Annotated in this window: 21 protein-coding genes; 14 read left to right on the forward strand and 7 right to left on the reverse strand. The window is 67.3% G+C overall.

Going from position 1 to position 14,330, the window contains the following annotated elements; all coding sequences use genetic code 11:
- Positions 1–2: 2 nt before the first annotated feature.
- The gene (locus tag ACQCO7_RS19305; protein WP_464073027.1) at positions 3–398 is read right to left on the reverse strand and encodes a CPCC family cysteine-rich protein; all 396 of its coding nucleotides are present in this window, start codon (positions 396–398) and stop codon (positions 3–5) included.
- Between the two features lie 204 nt (positions 399–602).
- On the opposite strand from ACQCO7_RS19305, the gene mshA reads away from it, so the two are divergent.
- Positions 603–1,931, forward strand: coding sequence for a D-inositol-3-phosphate glycosyltransferase (gene mshA, locus ACQCO7_RS19310; RefSeq protein ID WP_464073028.1), 1,329 nt, complete (start codon positions 603–605; stop codon positions 1,929–1,931).
- Entirely contained in the window at positions 1,924–2,409 is a 486-nt protein-coding gene (locus ACQCO7_RS19315; protein WP_464073029.1) for a type III secretion system chaperone family protein, read from the forward strand. The genes mshA and ACQCO7_RS19315 overlap by 8 nt, the downstream gene beginning before the upstream one ends.
- A gap of 31 nt (positions 2,410–2,440) precedes the next feature.
- On the opposite strand, the gene ACQCO7_RS19320 is transcribed toward ACQCO7_RS19315, so the two are convergent.
- The gene (locus ACQCO7_RS19320; protein WP_464073030.1) at positions 2,441–2,791 is read right to left on the reverse strand and encodes a hypothetical protein; all 351 of its coding nucleotides are present in this window, start codon (positions 2,789–2,791) and stop codon (positions 2,441–2,443) included.
- Between the two features lie 251 nt (positions 2,792–3,042).
- Here ACQCO7_RS19320 and ACQCO7_RS19325 point away from each other — a divergent pair, with 251 nt between their 5' ends.
- Complete coding sequence (locus ACQCO7_RS19325; protein WP_464073031.1) at positions 3,043–3,276, forward strand: DUF7683 domain-containing protein; 234 nt, start codon at positions 3,043–3,045, stop codon at positions 3,274–3,276.
- Between the two features lie 6 nt (positions 3,277–3,282).
- On the opposite strand, the gene ACQCO7_RS19330 is transcribed toward ACQCO7_RS19325, so the two are convergent.
- Both ACQCO7_RS19330 and ACQCO7_RS19335 read right to left on the reverse strand, forming a co-directional pair.
- Entirely contained in the window at positions 3,283–3,924 is a 642-nt protein-coding gene (locus ACQCO7_RS19330; protein ID WP_464073032.1) for a methyltransferase domain-containing protein, read from the reverse strand.
- Positions 3,925–3,965: 41 nt separating this feature from the next.
- Positions 3,966–4,877 (reverse strand): DMT family protein, encoded by a 912-nt coding sequence (locus ACQCO7_RS19335; protein WP_464073033.1) that lies wholly within the window; start codon positions 4,875–4,877, stop codon positions 3,966–3,968.
- A 266-nt stretch (positions 4,878–5,143) separates the two neighbouring features.
- On the opposite strand from ACQCO7_RS19335, the gene ACQCO7_RS19340 reads away from it, so the two are divergent.
- Together ACQCO7_RS19340 and ACQCO7_RS19345 are read left to right on the forward strand one after the other, a co-directional pair.
- A complete protein-coding gene (locus ACQCO7_RS19340; RefSeq protein WP_464073034.1) occupies positions 5,144–6,367 on the forward strand; it encodes an AAA family ATPase in 1,224 nt (407 codons plus the stop codon).
- A gap of 74 nt (positions 6,368–6,441) precedes the next feature.
- On the forward strand, positions 6,442–7,023 hold the full coding sequence (locus ACQCO7_RS19345) for a hypothetical protein (protein ID WP_464073035.1): 582 nt from the start codon (positions 6,442–6,444) through the stop codon (positions 7,021–7,023).
- A 10-nt stretch (positions 7,024–7,033) separates the two neighbouring features.
- On the opposite strand, the gene ACQCO7_RS19350 is transcribed toward ACQCO7_RS19345, so the two are convergent.
- Positions 7,034–7,453 carry an ATP-binding protein gene (locus ACQCO7_RS19350; protein WP_464073036.1) on the reverse strand — a complete coding sequence of 140 codons (420 nt, stop codon included), beginning with the start codon at positions 7,451–7,453 and terminating at the stop codon, positions 7,034–7,036.
- 153 nt (positions 7,454–7,606) lie between these two features.
- Here ACQCO7_RS19350 and ACQCO7_RS19355 point away from each other — a divergent pair, with 153 nt between their 5' ends.
- From ACQCO7_RS19355 to ACQCO7_RS19385, 7 genes are all read left to right on the forward strand, one after another.
- Complete coding sequence (locus tag ACQCO7_RS19355; protein ID WP_464073037.1) at positions 7,607–8,461, forward strand: helix-turn-helix domain-containing protein; 855 nt, start codon at positions 7,607–7,609, stop codon at positions 8,459–8,461.
- A gap of 11 nt (positions 8,462–8,472) precedes the next feature.
- Positions 8,473–8,673: a DUF397 domain-containing protein gene (locus tag ACQCO7_RS19360; RefSeq protein ID WP_464073038.1), complete on the forward strand. Its 201-nt coding sequence runs from the start codon at positions 8,473–8,475 to the stop codon at positions 8,671–8,673.
- 77 nt (positions 8,674–8,750) lie between these two features.
- On the forward strand, positions 8,751–9,023 hold the full coding sequence (locus tag ACQCO7_RS19365; RefSeq protein ID WP_464073039.1) for a hypothetical protein: 273 nt from the start codon (positions 8,751–8,753) through the stop codon (positions 9,021–9,023).
- Positions 9,020–9,448 (forward strand): PIN domain-containing protein, encoded by a 429-nt coding sequence (locus ACQCO7_RS19370; protein ID WP_464073040.1) that lies wholly within the window; start codon positions 9,020–9,022, stop codon positions 9,446–9,448. Before ACQCO7_RS19365 ends, ACQCO7_RS19370 begins: the two co-directional genes overlap by 4 nt.
- 60 nt (positions 9,449–9,508) lie before the next feature.
- Positions 9,509–10,291, forward strand: coding sequence for an aminotransferase class IV family protein (locus ACQCO7_RS19375; protein WP_464073041.1), 783 nt, complete (start codon positions 9,509–9,511; stop codon positions 10,289–10,291).
- A gap of 9 nt (positions 10,292–10,300) precedes the next feature.
- Positions 10,301–10,609 (forward strand): prevent-host-death family protein, encoded by a 309-nt coding sequence (locus tag ACQCO7_RS19380; RefSeq protein ID WP_464073042.1) that lies wholly within the window; start codon positions 10,301–10,303, stop codon positions 10,607–10,609.
- The gene (locus tag ACQCO7_RS19385) at positions 10,606–10,863 is read left to right on the forward strand and encodes a hypothetical protein (protein WP_464073043.1); all 258 of its coding nucleotides are present in this window, start codon (positions 10,606–10,608) and stop codon (positions 10,861–10,863) included. The genes ACQCO7_RS19380 and ACQCO7_RS19385 overlap by 4 nt, the downstream gene beginning before the upstream one ends.
- A gap of 65 nt (positions 10,864–10,928) precedes the next feature.
- On the opposite strand, the gene ACQCO7_RS19390 is transcribed toward ACQCO7_RS19385, so the two are convergent.
- Positions 10,929–11,420, reverse strand: a complete 492-nt coding sequence (locus tag ACQCO7_RS19390; RefSeq protein WP_464073044.1) for a GIY-YIG nuclease family protein — start codon at positions 11,418–11,420, stop codon at positions 10,929–10,931.
- A gap of 357 nt (positions 11,421–11,777) precedes the next feature.
- On the opposite strand from ACQCO7_RS19390, the gene ACQCO7_RS19395 reads away from it, so the two are divergent.
- Positions 11,778–12,140, forward strand: coding sequence for a hypothetical protein (locus ACQCO7_RS19395; RefSeq protein ID WP_464077243.1), 363 nt, complete (start codon positions 11,778–11,780; stop codon positions 12,138–12,140).
- A 35-nt stretch (positions 12,141–12,175) separates the two neighbouring features.
- Here the strand turns inward: ACQCO7_RS19395 and ACQCO7_RS19400 are convergent, their stop codons facing one another.
- Entirely contained in the window at positions 12,176–12,937 is a 762-nt protein-coding gene (locus tag ACQCO7_RS19400; protein WP_464073045.1) for a phosphoglyceromutase, read from the reverse strand.
- A gap of 137 nt (positions 12,938–13,074) precedes the next feature.
- Between ACQCO7_RS19400 and ACQCO7_RS19405 the strand changes: the two genes are divergently transcribed.
- Positions 13,075–14,322 carry an MDR family MFS transporter gene (locus ACQCO7_RS19405; protein ID WP_464073046.1) on the forward strand — a complete coding sequence of 416 codons (1,248 nt, stop codon included), beginning with the start codon at positions 13,075–13,077 and terminating at the stop codon, positions 14,320–14,322.
- Positions 14,323–14,330 lie beyond the last annotated feature (8 nt).

A 14,330-nucleotide genomic window follows, 5' to 3' on the forward strand; every position in this document is an offset into this window, starting at 1 on the left:
GGTTACGAGGGTAGGCGCAGGTGGCGCCGCCAGTACGTGGGCCGCCAGTAGTACAGCTCGGTGACGTCGTCCGGGTAGGGCGTCCGCGTGAACTCCGCCTCGAAGACGTCCCGCCCGAGGTCGATGACCCGGAACCCGGGATCGAGCGGCTCGTCGTCCTTCGGCGGACGGACGTACCGCAGCAGGTCTTCCCGCACGGCACCGATCCGCACGTAGTTCGCCTGCGCGTCGATGAGGCTCAGGCCGCCGTTCGGACCGAAAACGCACCACGGGTAGCGCAGCTGCGTGACGTCCTCCTCCCAGCAGCAGACGTCGCAGATGTCGTAGTTGCCCAGCTCCCAGAACATCAGGTGCCCGCAGCAGGGGCAGGGGAACGTCTCCTCGGGCGGGGCGGTCACTGTGCGTCTCCTCGGTACGTCGCGTGCGGCGCTCGAATGGCGGTTGCCGTGACCCCGCCGCACGGTTGACCCGTAAGAGTAATGATTCGGAAAAGTATCCGCCCCGGGAATTCGCCTCACCCCCTCCGCTGTTGCCCCCCTTGGAAGGCGCGCCAGCCTCCCTCTGTCATGCCCGCAGCACCGCCAGCAAGGAGGAAACGCCACGTGAGCCAGTACGTCAGCCGGCTCGGGCGTCGCTCCCCGGCCACGACCCCGCGGCTGCGGCTCCCGCAGCGCAGGCCGCGCCGTGTCGCGATGCTCTCCGTGCACACGTCGCCCTTGCACCAGCCCGGCACCGGGGACGCCGGCGGGATGAACGTGTACATCGTCGAGCTGGCCCAGCGCCTCGCGGCGATCAACATCGAGGTGGAGATCTTCACGAGGGCTACCACGGGTGGCCTACCTCCCACGGTGGACCTTGCCCCCGGAGTACTGGTACGCCATGTGGACGCCGGCCCCTACGAGGGACTCAACAAGGAGGACCTCCCCGCCCAGCTCTGCGCCTTCACGCACGGCGTGATGCAGGCGTGGGCGGGCCACAGGCCGGGGTACTACGACCTGGTCCACTCCCACTACTGGCTCTCGGGTCACGTCGGCTGGCTCGCTGCCCAGCGCTGGGGCGCCCCCCTCGTCCACGCGATGCACACCATGGCGAAGGTCAAGAACGCGAACCTGGCCGACGGCGACACCCCCGAACCGGCGGCACGTGTCATCGGCGAGACCCAGATCGTCGACGCGGCCGACCGCCTGATCGCCAACACCGCTGAAGAAGCGGCGGAGTTGGTGCACCACTACCACGCCGACCCCGCGAAGGTCGCCGTCGTCCACCCCGGCGTCAACCTGGACCGCTTCACGCCGGGCGACGGCCGAGCGGCGGCCCGCGCACGCCTCGGCCTCCCCCCGGACGCCCTGATCCCCCTCTTCGCGGGCCGCATCCAGCCCCTGAAAGCGCCGGACATCCTGCTGAAGGCCGTCGCCGAACTCCTGGACGCCCGCCCCGAGTTGCGCACCCGCATCGTCGTCCCGATCGTCGGCGGCCCCAGCGGCAGCGGCCTCGCGAAGCCGGAGGGCCTCCAGAAACTCGCCGCGCGCCTCGGCATCGCGGACGTCGTCCGCTTCCGACCCCCCGTCGGCCAGGCCCAGTTGGCGGACTGGTTCCGCGCGGCGTCGGTGCTGGTCGTCCCCTCGTACAGCGAGTCCTTCGGCCTCGTCGCGATAGAGGCGCAGGCGACGGGTACGCCGATCCTGGCGGCGTCCGTCGGCGGCCTCCCCGTCGCCGTGCGCGACGGCGAGACCGGCTTCCTCGTCGACGGCCACGACCCCGCCCGCTACGCCCGCGTCCTCGAACGCTTCGCGGACGCACCGGAGTTGACGTCCCGCATGGGCCACGCCGCCGCCGTCCACGCCCAGCGCTTCGGCTGGGACACGGCCGCCGCCGCCACGGCCGACGTCTACGCCGCCGCCGTCCAGCACGTACGCTCGCACCATGGCTGACCAGCACGAGGTGATCGAAGCGGCGCTCCGGGAGGCGGGCGTCTCCTGGGAGTCCCCGGAGCCGGGCACGTACGTCGCCGAACTCCCCGGCACCCGCAAGCTGAAGACCACGGTCTCCCTGCGCCTCGGCCGCCACTCCCTCTCGCTGAACGCGTTCGTGATCCGCCACCCCGACGAGAACGAACCGGCCGTCCACCGCTGGCTCCTCGAACGCAACTTGAAGCTGTACGGGGTGAGTTACGCGGTCGACCGGCTGGGGGACATCTATGTCACGGCCCGACTGCCGCTGGCCACGGTCACGCCGGACGAGATCGACCGCCTCCTGGGCCAGACCCTCGAAGCGGCCGACGGCGCGTTCAACGTCCTGCTGGAGCTGGGCTTCGCCTCCGCGATCCGCAAGGAGTACGCGTGGCGGGTGTCACGCGGCGAGTCGACCCGCAACCTCGACGCGTTCAGCCACCTGACGAAACCCAGCTGAGCATCTCAACTGCCTTGACGCAGAAGGCAGTTCACACATGCACCTCGAACTCGTCCGGGCCGAACGGCGAACCCGGGTACACGTACGGGTAGTCGATCCCCATCGCCGCGAACTCCAGCACCCGGCGGCGTTCCCGCTGGCGCCGCAGGTTGTAGGCGGCCTTCGCCTGCGCCTGGAGCTCCGCCCGCTGGCGGAGGATCTCGGCGGCTTCTTCCTTGGACGGCGAGAGCCAGGGCCGTGACCAGGGGCTTTCGGGGATGACGGGCTCGGGGGCCGGGGCGGTGTGCACGGCGGCCCTACGGCGTTGGCCCGTCCCGGGGAGGACGAGGGAGAGCAGGGTACGCAGGCAGGCGAAAATGGTGTGCGCGATAGAATGGCGCATGGCGACAGTTTCCTTCAAGTTTGTGTCGTCACGGCCCCATCAGCGGAGTGTTAGCAGCACTCCGGGCCCTGATGGGGCCACTGTTGTCTTGTTGCGTATCACGCTAGCACCAAGATTCGCTCCGCAAAGCGAAAACGCCAGATCTTCTTGAGCAAACCCCGCTGAACTGCGGTCAGTTGACGATACGTGAGGGTCACTCCACTTCGCTAAGGCAGATGTTGAATCGGCGACGGTCGCGTAGGGTGCCGGGGATGATCTACAGAATCGCCCGGTACCACAAGGACGAAGACTTCACCGAAGACCGGTGGGACGTGACGCACCTCGGCGATCAGACCATTGCCGAGGTATTCCACATCACGCACCCCGACGACCTCGTTCACGTCTACCGGGTGACGGCGGAACAAGCGGCCAAGCTCGCAGCGCTCACGGGACTCACCTTCGAACTCGACACCTACGATTACCACTTGGAGCCGACCTCCGACTGACCCCGCTCACAACTCCCGCGCGTCCAGTACGTCATACCCGATGAACTCGAACATGCTGACGCCGACCGGGAGTTGCCCGGTGACTCCCCGGTACCGGTGCGCCCCCACCCCGTGCTCGACCTCAGGCCCGGACACCCACACCGGCTCGAACTCCCGCTCCTCCAGCCACTGTTGAAGCGGCGTGCCGAAGTGCCGCGTACGGGTCCACACGAGCGTGCCGCCGGTTCGGCAGAGGGCCGTGCAGTGGTCGATGATGCGCTTCATGTCGGCGCGTACGACGTTCCCGAGCAAGCCGCAGACCATGACGATGTCGGCGGGCGCGAAATCGACGTAATGATCGGTGAGCGAGGCGTCCCCGGTCACGACCTCAACCTGATCGAGCCCCGCCGCTGCGGCCAACTCCCGGGCGAACTCGGTATTACGGGGGTCCAGTTCGACAAGCCGAGCCTTCACATCCCGCCGTCTCGGATGCTCGGCCAACACCTCGATCAGATCCCGCCCCTGCCCCGCACACAGACTCACCACCCTCAACTCGCCTGCCGGGGCGGCGTCCAGGGCCTCACGGATGCGTTCCTTCACCAGGGCGAGGCGACTTGAGAGGTAGGAGTCGGGGTTGTCGTACGCGTCATGCCAGGTAAGCCAGTCCATGGCCCGAGAACTTACGTCCGTCGATCTTCACCGGCACCCGATTAAGGCACCCGCTCCGGCTCCCGCCCGACGGCGTCGTCCGAAGCCGCCTCCTCCTCCGACCCGAACCAGGCCACAGCCACCGCCCCCGAGACCGCCAGGACGAACCCGATCACCGCGAGCCACCCGAACCCGGGGCGCGACGCGTCGCCCAGCCACCAGACGCCGATCATGCCGGGGAGTACGGTCTCGCCGACGACCAGCGCGGCCGTCGCACCGTTCACCGAGCCGATCTGGAGGGCGACCGTGTGCAGGTACATGCCCCCGATCCCGGCGACGAGGATCGCGTACAGAGCGGGGTCACCGAGCAGCGCACCCAGATCAAACGGATCGACCCCGTTCAACACCCGCACCCCCACCCCGAGCGCCCCGAACCCGAGCCCGGAGAGCAGCCCGGCGAGGATCGCGGCGCGCGCACCGAGCAGCCGGACGAGGACAGTGCCGCCCACGATGAGCAGCACGGAGATCGCGAGAAGCCACCAGTGCGTACTGATCGGCGTATGCCCACTCCCCTCGGGGCCCGCCGCGCTCGCGAGCAGCACCAGCGCCGAGCAGACGACGGCGATCGACGTCCACTCCGCCCGCGTAAGCCGAATCCCCAGCATCTTGACGCTGAGTACGGCCGTGATGACGAGGTTCGCGCTGATGACCGTCTGCGACAGGAACAGCGGCAGCAGCCGGGCGGCCAGCGCGCCGAGCCCGAACCCGACGAAGTCCAGCACGGTCCCGACGATGAACTCCCAGGTCATCGCGGCCTGCGCGGTGGACGAAAGGCTGGGCCCACCATGCGCGGTCACTTGCCCCCCAGCCTCAGCCTGCCGCCGAGCCGACTTCCGCGACCCAACGGCTTGCAACACGGAGCCCGTGCCATAACAAATCGAGGCCACGACGGCGGTCAGCAGTCCTACGAGCACCGGGCACTCCGTTTCAGGGGATGGCTGTTCCCCCTGCCAGACGAGGGATCGGCCGTCGGCGTTGCGTGAACCGGCTCCCGGGTACCCAGCACGCCGTACCCGACGAACTCGAACATGCTGACCCTGTGCTCGACCTCCGGCCCGCCCCCCCCACACCGCTTCGAAGCTACGCGGGTCCAGTTCGGCGAGCCGAGCTTTTTCAGCAAGGCCAAGTCATACCAGCCGTACACGCTACCGGGCGATCAACTACCCGATAGATTTGCCCCATGCCCGGCCGCCTTCTCGAACTCCATGTCGAGAACTTCCGCAGTCTCCGTGACGTGACCATCCCGCTCGGTCCGCTCACCGTCCTCGTGGGCCCGAACGGAGTGGGAAAGTCGAATGTACTGAAGGTGTTCGACTTCCTCGCCTCGATCATCCGAACCGACCTCCAGCCCGCGCTCGACGAGCGTGGCGGATTCGACGAAGTTTCCTTCTGGGGTGGCGACAAAACGCCCACATCGATGACAATCCGACTCAAAGCGGACTGGACAACGCATGCGAGCGCGAAAGCGCCGGACGAATACTCGCTGACCATTCGCAGGCGTTCTTCACCGGGAAACCGCGACTCCTACAGCCTGTCGCGCCAGGAGAGTTTCCAGTTCAAGCGGACACAGGGTCGAGGCCGCCGTATCACCATTTCCGGTGACGAGGCCCGCGTTGTGGACAGAAAGGCCGGCCGGGATTCCGACGGAGGTCGTTTCGGTATTCAGCGGCTGAGCAGTGGCTTGTCCACCCTCCCTCGGCTGGGCCGTTCGGACGGCGGTGAGGAAGTCACCAGAGTCGCCGACCGATTGTCATCCTTCAGGGTGTTCGATGTCGATGTCACCGCTGCCCGCCAACCCGCACGCGCTCATTCACTCAAGGCCCGCCGCTTGGATTCCCATGCCGAGAACCTGGCCGCCTTCCTGGTTCGGCTCAGCACCGACGAAGAACGCTGGGAACTCCTCACGAAGGACGCCCGCCGCATTCTTCCGCAGTTGGATGCCATCGAATTCGAGCAGGTTGGAGGGTTCGCGGAACGCCTTGCCGTGGTGCTCCACGAACACGGTCTACGCCGGACCACCCCCCTCGCCGACGCGTCATTCGGAACGGTGCGCCTGCTCGGTCTGCTGGCTATGCTCTACGATCCGAGCCCCCCGGCGCTGACATGTGTGGAAGAGATCGACCACGGTCTGCATCCTCAGGCTCTCGAACTAATCGTGGAGCGCATGCGGGAAGCGTCGACGCGAACACAGTTCATCGTGGCGACCCATTCGCCCGCACTCGTCGACCGGCTGCAGCCTCACGAATTCATCGTGTGCGACCGCGACGAAAGCGGCGCCTCCATCATTCCCGCCCTGACAACGGACGAGATCACGGAAATCGTCGCGGAGACAGGCGATCAGCCCCTCGGCGAGCTGTGGTTCTCCGGAGTACTGGGCGGCGACCTGACAGAGGACGACCTGTGAGCCGCAAACGGATACCCGCGTCCGCAGGCCGGGGTATGGTCGTACTCGCGGGCGAGAGCGCGAATGATCGCCGCATGCTGGCCACGTTCATCAAGGCCGCCCATCCCGAACTCGCAGCCAAGGTCACGCTCACCGAGATCACCGACCCTGTGCGGTTGCGGAAGAAGTCGGGCGCAGAACTGGCAACGGCCGCAGGCACCTTGGTGAGCAAAGCACGTGGCAAAGCCCGGCTGAAAGCGTGCGAATTCGTAGGGATCGCCGTCCACGAAGACATGGACGCCTGCCCTGGGCCTGCCTACGACACCGCCCGAAAGGCTGTCTCGAACGCGTTGTCCAAGGCTGCGGGTGCTTCCTCCTCCGTCTACGCGCTTGCCGCCGCCGAGTCCGAGGCGTGGCTCCTCCTCTTCCCCAAAGCCTTCACCCTCCACCGGCTCTCGTGGACCATCCCGACGGCGTGGCAGGGAAAGGACAGCGGGCGTCGGCAGACTCCGAAGGAGGACCTCGAAGGAGTTCTCACCAGTCCACGCTTCAGGGAAAGCGACGGGCCCGAGATCGTCTCCGCCGCCTTCAAGCATGGCCTCCTCGCGGAGCCCAAGGGGTCGAATCGCTCCTATCAGGAGTTCCTCGCGGACCTCTCGGGCTGGCGGGTTCCCTGACCGCAGCCGATCAGGCAACTCCCCTGCCACCCTCGACCAGTTGGAACCACACGTCCTTCCCCGTAGGCATCGGCGTCCCGTGAATCCGCGTCCCCCACGAGTCGGTGAGGCTGTCGAGCAGAAACAGGCCCCTCCCGCCCTCGCAGAGATCCACCACCTCGGGCATCGCCAGCACACACGGCAGATCGTCCCGCACGAACACGGTGACCCCCTTCTCGGTCACCGCCGCCCTGACGTACACGAGCCGCGTCTTGGTGTGCCGGTACACGTTGGTAACGACCTCGCTCATGCACAGCCGCGCGGAGTCGACGAGGCTCTCGTGGCCGGTCGTCCGGAGGAGGGAGGCGAGCTGGTCGCGGAGGAGGGCGGCGGCGAAGGTGCCGTTGGCGGCGATGAGGCGGACGGTCAGAGGGGTCGAGGAAGAGGACATGGTGGGGTCTCCCAACGCGGGCGTCCGTTGCGTGAGAAGCACCGTAGGGGGCAGTTATGCCACGTGGCAATCCTTCACCAAAGGTTGACGCAGCAGGGTGGAACCATGGGACCGTGAGCGACACACGCAGATCAGGCAAAGGGGAAGGGACTCATGCCACCCAGGGACAACCCGACCGTGCGTCAGGCACGCCTCGGCGCTGAGCTGCGAAAACTACGCGAGAAGGCAGGCATGGCCTCGCGTCAGGCTGCCGGGATGCTGTCCGTCGACCAGGCCAAGATCAGTCACCTGGAAGCAGGACGTATCGGGGTCAGCGAGGAGCGGATCCGGCGGCTGGCGTCCTTCTACGAGTGTGACGACGAACTCCTGATCGAAGCGCTCTGCGCCATCGCGCGCGAGCACCGGGGTCAGTTCTGGTGGGACGAGTACCGAGGCATTCTTGCCCCGGGCTTCCTGGACATCGCGGAATTGGAACACCACTCGACCAGGCTGCGTACGTTGCAGACCATCACCCTCCCTGGCCTGCTCCAGACCGAGAACTACGCTCGCACCCTGTTCTCCGCCGCCATGGTCAAAAGGCCCACCGCCGAAATCGAAACGCGCGTCGAGCACCGGCTAAAGCGTGCCGAAATCCTGGATCGGGACGAACCGCCACCGTTCACGGCAATCATCCACGAGGCCGCCCTACGCATGCGCTATGGCGGCCGAAAGGTGGTCCGGGAACAGCTCGAGTACCTCATCGAGGCGTCTCACCGCCCAGCGGTCACCGTACGCGTCATGCCCTTCACTTGCGAGAAGTTCATCGAGGTCACACAGCCTGTCCTCTACGCCACCGGGATCGTCCCGCAGTTGGACACAGTCCAGATCGACACCTCGTTCGGAGGCCGTTACCTGGACGCCGAGGCCGACCTCAAGAAGTACACGGCGCTCCACGACCTCGCCGAACGTGAATCGCTCGACCCGGAGGAGTCACGGCAGCTCATCCACCACATCGCACGGGAACTGTGAGACACACCAGCATGAGCGCACCCATCGAGTGGCAGAAGTCATCGTTCTCCGGGGGCAACGGCCCGAACTGCATCGAAATCGCCCTCCACGACGGCCACATCCTGATGCGCGAAAGCGACAACCCCACCGAAACCATCACCACCACCCCCGCCAAACTCGCCGCCTTCCTCGCGGGCGCCAAAGCCGGCGAGTTCGACCACTTCCTGACCTGATCCACCTCTCGCGCAGATCCCGCGCCCTACCCTGGACATGGGACCAGTCCCCGGGCCGCGACGCGAAGGAGCCGACCATGAGCACCGCCCCAAACCCACCGCCGCACAGGCCGGAAGACCCCCGTCACCCTCTGCGGACGATCCGGGAGATCCGGGAGTCGCTGCCCGCGCAGCAGGTCGCCCACTTCGACGCCGAACTCGCCGACACCGACCTCGACGCCCTCCCCGATATGCTCCACCGCTGGGCAACCCTCGGAAACGACGGCTTCTTGGACCGACTGCTCTCTACCCCCTTCGAGGGCCTGGAATTCGGCGGACGATCCTACGACGACGCGGCGGGCGGCGAGTGATCTACCTGCTCGACACGAACGTCGTCACCGAACTCACCACACGACCGAAGCCCGCCCCCGCAGTGGTCGCCTGGGCACGCTCGGCCCCGTCACCCGCACTCCACCTCAGCGTCATCACCATCGCGGAGATCGAGGCAGGCGTGGCGGCAGCCCCGGACGCCGTCCGCAGGTCCGCCTTCCAACGGGCCCTCGACGGCATCCGCCACGAATACCTCAACCGCATCACCCCCGTCGGGGAGAGGGAAGCACTCGCCTACCTCACTCTCCACAAGCACCTCAAAACCACCGGCACCACCATCGACCCGCCAGACGCCCTGATCGCCGCTACAGCCCTCGCGAACAAGTGGACCCTGGTCAGCCGAAACACCAAACACCTGACCCGAACGGGCGTCCTCCTGCTGAACCCCTGGGAGTACAGCGGGTAGGGCACGCGTCCTCGCTGGTGCATCCCGTCATGGAGGTGCACGACTGCCATGCTGGGCGCCATGCCGAACCTCGACGAACACCCCGCGACGGCAGAGGACTTGCTCCCCCTGGCCCTGACGTCGTACGGACACTTCACCTCCCTGCGCGTCCACGCCGATCGCCGCATCCGTGGACTGTCCCTGCACCTGGAACGACTCGTGCGCGACAGCAGGATCGTGTTCGGCGCTCCCGTGGACACCGGCCACGTCCGCGACCTGATCAGCAAGGCACTGAACGGGAGGAACGGCCCCTGCGTCGTCCGCGTCACGCACTTCGACCCGGCGGTGGACATGGGCCACCCCGAGGAGGCCACAGAGCCCCGGATCATGGTGACCGTACGCCCGGCAGGCGAGTTGCCCCCGCCGCCGCTCACCGTGATGAGCGTGCGGTACGAGCGTGACCTTCCCGAGGTCAAGCACTGCGGCCTCTTCGGCGCACTGCACGCCCGCCGCTCAGCACGCCTCAAAGGCTTCGACGACGCCCTGTTCACCGGCCCGGACCAGCACGTGACCGAGGGCGGAACATGGAACGTGGGCTTCATCGACGAGAACGGCACCGTCCTCTGGCCGGAGGGCCCCGTACTCCCCGGCGTGACCACCGCGCTGCTCCAGGAACGCACCGAGTACAAGACCGCTCCCGTGACCCTCGACGAGGCCAAGGCCATGCCGGCCGCCTTCGCCACCAACACCTCGATCGGCGTCCGAGCCCTGTCGGCGATCGACGGCACACCCCTGGCAGTCGACCACCCGGCGCTCAGCGCACTGCGTGAGACGTACCTGTCCGTCCCGGGCGAAGAACTGTAGGACCCAGGCATGACGGAGGCGCAGAACTCCAAGCGGGTTACCGACAGCGTCGAACGAGCCCGACGCGTTCACATCACCCAGCGTGACAAAGGTCCCCGAGCCGTCCCGGTCACCCAGCCAGAGGTCTTTCCGTGGGCCCGCCACCTCTCCGCCGAAGAGGTGCGTGAGTTCGCCGTCGAGTCGGACGCGTACTCCAACCTGCACCGGGTCATCGTCGAGTGGCGCGCCACCGCGAGAATCCTCGCGGACCCCGAACTGACGGCACAGCTCACCACCCCCCTTCCGGACGAGGACCACGGCGAGGTACCCGCTCCATGAGCCCCAAGCGCGGCGACGACGTCCCACCACCACCGGTCGGCACCGAATGGCGTCTGCGGTTCGCCACGAACGAAGCGGCGAAAGGATGGGGCGACCTGTGCCTCGCCACCGCCACCCTGGGCGGCACGCAGTACCCGCAATGGGAGTACGAGATCACCGCCGGCGGCCGGGGCCGCTACCTCATCGACGAGCCGCGTCACACCGTGCACCTCGTCTACGCGTCCACCCGGCACCCCAAGGACACGGACAACTGAAACAGCACACAACGAACAAGCCCCCTCCCCACAGAGAAACCGCAGAGAGGGGTCCGTCCGACGGCCTACGAGCTGATAGGCAACTCTCGTGCTCGCTGGCGTGCTTGGGCTCGTATCTCCTTCAGACGACTGTGGAACGCGTTATGGCGGTTCTGGTCCAGGTTCAGCGGGAGGTCGAGCTGGGAGATGAGCTGTGACTCCAGGTCCCATGGTTCGCTCTGCCTAATCCAGCACACTCGCGCGTTGTCCGCCATCCACTGGCTCAGGGTGGCTTCGCCGGCCTTGCCGAAGGTCATCCGCTTGCCGCTGCCCACACGGCGCAGCTCAAGGCCGAGCAGGCATCCGAGGGTGAGCCGCAGCGTCGAGCCGGCCGCGTTGCCTCGGTAGTGGTAGCGCACCCGCTTGCGAAGGTTCTGCGTGCTGGTCCGGTTCGCCATGAACCGCGGGGCTATACCGACGTACAGCAGGCGCCCAGCGTCCAGGTCGGGGTGGGGCGGCTGCTCGAAGTGCCACCCGTAGACCCCTGCCGCCGTCGGCACAGGGCTCGGACGAACCAAGACCTCCTGCGCCGACCACAACTGATCGGGACTGACGAGAGCGGTAGCTTCCACGGCATCTCCAGGCGCGTGACGGCTGATCGTCGCAGGCTACTGGTCGCCGCTGACAGACCGTCCCTGGCCTACGTAGCTGCGTGACATCAGCTTGGGAAGCTGAGGTGATCCAGAGCTCGCTGCGGCCTTGACCTGCGGCGAAGGGACGAAGGCACCTGGTTGACTGCGGATGGGTTCCCCGCTGTTCCCAGTGGCTCCCCGCACCGTCTGGCACGGGGGAACCTCTGATCCGTAGCTCTAGCGCGATCGGTTACTAGGGTTGCGGTACTGGCTGCTGTACCGCACGATCCAAACGGGGTGACCATGGAACGGCATGTGCTGGAATCGCTGTTGATCGGTGATGACGAGGCCTCCGTGCTGGCTCTGGCCGCCCTCCGCAGCGGCGCCCCCTACTCGGTGGAGGAGCGGATACAACCCACTGGTGCGCATGCCGGAGTCTTCAGTCGCCGACTTCAGCGCATGCGGATGCATGGATTCGAACCTTTTGGCCTGGAGCGAGCAGTGCAGCTCATCAGGGAATATGGCCGGCCTGTGCGCACAGCGCTGATCGATCCTGAAAATCGGACACGGTTCACCCTGCTCTTCCTCACCGAGGACGGCAGCGCACTCGTGGCCTGCGCCAGCTGGCCGCTGCCGCTGGTTGCCAGGAAGCCCCCTCCCCGCTGAGAAACCGCAGAGAGGGGGCCCGTTCAGGCGTGGGGCTACTTCTTCTTCCCCTGGTTCTTGACCGCCTCGATCGCAGCCGCAGCCGCCTCAGGGTCCAGGTACTTGCCGCCCGGCGTGAGGGGCTTGAAGTTCGCGTCCAGTTCGTACGCCAGCGGGATGCCCGTCGGGATGTTCAGGCCCGCGATCGCCTCGTCCGAGATGCCGTCGAGGTGCTTCACCAGTGCGCGCAGCGAGTTGCCGTGGGCCGCGACCAGGACCGTGCGGCCCGCGAGGAGGTCGGGGACGATGCCGTCGTACCAGTAGGGGAGCATGCGGACGACGACGTCCTTCAGGCACTCCGTGCGGGGGCGCAGCTCCGGGGGGATGGAGGCGTAGCGCGGGTCCTCGGACTGGGAGAACTCCGTGCCGTCGGCCAGCGCCGGCGGCGGCGTGTCGTACGACCGGCGCCACAGCATGAACTGCTCCTCGCCGAACTCCGCGAGGGTCTGCGCCTTGTCCTTGCCCTGGAGCGCGCCGTAGTGGCGCTCGTTGAGGCGCCAGCTGCGGTGGACGGGGATCCAGTGGCGGTCGGCGGATTCGAGGGCCAGCTGGGCCGTGCGGATCGCGCGCTTCTGGAGCGACGTGTGGACCACGTCGGGCAGGAGACCGGCGGCGGTCAGGAGTTCACCGCCGCGGACCGCCTCCTTCTCGCCCTTCTCGTTGAGGTTGACGTCCACCCAGCCGGTGAACAGGTTCTTCGCGTTCCATTCGCTCTCGCCGTGGCGGAGGAGGATCAGCTTGTACGGTGCGTCGGCCATACGTCTGAGCGTAATCGAAGGGTTTGGGACACAGCGCCGCACGGTGCATTGACGGGATCTGTTAATCGGCTGGCTCCCGGAACATCGCCTCTCGTAACATACGATCACCGCCTGCACCACTTACATCGGGGGTCCCCATGTCCATCGCGTCCCTCAGACGCGCCACCCGCGAGAGCGTCTCGGGCCTCCCCCGCGAGTTCTGGTGGCTGTGGACCAGCACACTGGTCAACCGCCTCGGCGCGTTCGTCGCGACGTTCATGGCGCTGTACCTGACCCTCGACCGCGGCTACTCCGCGTCGTACGCCGGTCTCGTCGCCGCGCTGCACGGGCTCGGCGGCGTCGTCTCCTCCCTCGCGGGCGGCGTGATGGCGGACCGGCTCGGACGGCGGCCGACGCTGCTGATCGCGCAGCTGTCCACGGCGTTCTCGGTGGCGCTGCTCGGGTTCGTCACCGACCCGGTCGCGATCGCCGGGGTCGCGTTCCTGGTCGGCGCAGCGAGCAACGCGTCGCGGCCGGCGGTGCAGGCGATGATGGCGGACATCGTGCGCCCCGAGGACCGCGTGAGGGCGTTCTCGCTCAACTACTGGGCGATCAACCTCGGGTTCGCCGTCTCCGCGATGGGTGCCGGGCTGATCGCGGAGGTCAGCTACCTCGCCGGGTTCCTGATCGAGGCGGGCATGACGTTCGTCTGCGCGATCCTCGTCTTCCTCAAGCTGCCGGAGTCCCGGCCAACTCCCAAGGCGGCGGCGGAAGAAGCGAACGTCTCCCTCGCCACCGTCGTACGCGACCGGCGCTTCATGTCCCTCGTCGGGCTCTCCTTCCTCGTCGCGCTGATCTTCCAGCAGGGGTCCGTAGGGCTGCCGGTGGCGATGGGCGAGGCGGGCTTCTCGCCGGCCGACTACGGAACGGCGATCGCGGTGAACGGCATCCTCATCGTCGTCCTCCAGATCCCGGTCACCCGTTTCATCGAACACCGCGACCCCGTACGGCTGTTGGTCATCTCCTCCGCCCTCGCGGGGTACGGCTTCGGCCTCACCGCCTTCGCCGGGTCGGTCGGCGTCTTCGCCCTCACGGTGTGCGTCTGGACCCTCGCGGAGATCGTCAACGCGCCTACCCAGACAGGGCTGGTGGTCCGCTTCTCCCCCACCCAGGGCCGGGGCCGCTACCAGGGCATGTACACCCTCTCCTGGTCCGCCGCCGCCCTCGTCGCCCCCCTCATGTCCGGCCTGGTCATCGACCACCTGGGGGCGGACTGGCTGTGGGGGACGTGCGCGGTGGTGGGTACGGTCGCGGGGGCGGGGTACTGGATGCTGTTGCGGCGAATCCCCGCCGAGGACAAGGGCGTTGAGGCGGGGGTGGAGCCGAAGGTGGTTGTGCAGCAGTAGAAGGGGGC

The organism is Streptomyces saintjeani, assembly GCF_055409605.1.

Coding starts and splice junctions, on each gene's coding strand:
- ACQCO7_RS19315 (WP_464073029.1), top strand. CDS start 1,924: ATGGCTGACCAGCACGAGGTGATCGAAGCGGCGCTCCGGGAGGCGGGC.
- ACQCO7_RS19320 (WP_464073030.1), bottom strand. CDS start 2,791: ATGCGCCATTCTATCGCGCACACCATTTTCGCCTGCCTGCGTACCCTG.
- ACQCO7_RS19325 (WP_464073031.1), top strand. CDS start 3,043: ATGATCTACAGAATCGCCCGGTACCACAAGGACGAAGACTTCACCGAA.
- ACQCO7_RS19330 (WP_464073032.1), bottom strand. CDS start 3,924: ATGGACTGGCTTACCTGGCATGACGCGTACGACAACCCCGACTCCTAC.
- ACQCO7_RS19340 (WP_464073034.1), top strand. CDS start 5,144: ATGCCCGGCCGCCTTCTCGAACTCCATGTCGAGAACTTCCGCAGTCTC.
- ACQCO7_RS19345 (WP_464073035.1), top strand. CDS start 6,442: ATGCTGGCCACGTTCATCAAGGCCGCCCATCCCGAACTCGCAGCCAAG.
- ACQCO7_RS19350 (WP_464073036.1), bottom strand. CDS start 7,453: ATGTCCTCTTCCTCGACCCCTCTGACCGTCCGCCTCATCGCCGCCAAC.
- ACQCO7_RS19355 (WP_464073037.1), top strand. CDS start 7,607: ATGCCACCCAGGGACAACCCGACCGTGCGTCAGGCACGCCTCGGCGCT.
- ACQCO7_RS19360 (WP_464073038.1), top strand. CDS start 8,473: ATGAGCGCACCCATCGAGTGGCAGAAGTCATCGTTCTCCGGGGGCAAC.
- ACQCO7_RS19365 (WP_464073039.1), top strand. CDS start 8,751: ATGAGCACCGCCCCAAACCCACCGCCGCACAGGCCGGAAGACCCCCGT.
- ACQCO7_RS19375 (WP_464073041.1), top strand. CDS start 9,509: ATGCCGAACCTCGACGAACACCCCGCGACGGCAGAGGACTTGCTCCCC.
- ACQCO7_RS19380 (WP_464073042.1), top strand. CDS start 10,301: ATGACGGAGGCGCAGAACTCCAAGCGGGTTACCGACAGCGTCGAACGA.
- ACQCO7_RS19385 (WP_464073043.1), top strand. CDS start 10,606: ATGAGCCCCAAGCGCGGCGACGACGTCCCACCACCACCGGTCGGCACC.
- ACQCO7_RS19395 (WP_464077243.1), top strand. CDS start 11,778: ATGGAACGGCATGTGCTGGAATCGCTGTTGATCGGTGATGACGAGGCC.
- ACQCO7_RS19400 (WP_464073045.1), bottom strand. CDS start 12,937: ATGGCCGACGCACCGTACAAGCTGATCCTCCTCCGCCACGGCGAGAGC.
- ACQCO7_RS19405 (WP_464073046.1), top strand. CDS start 13,075: ATGTCCATCGCGTCCCTCAGACGCGCCACCCGCGAGAGCGTCTCGGGC.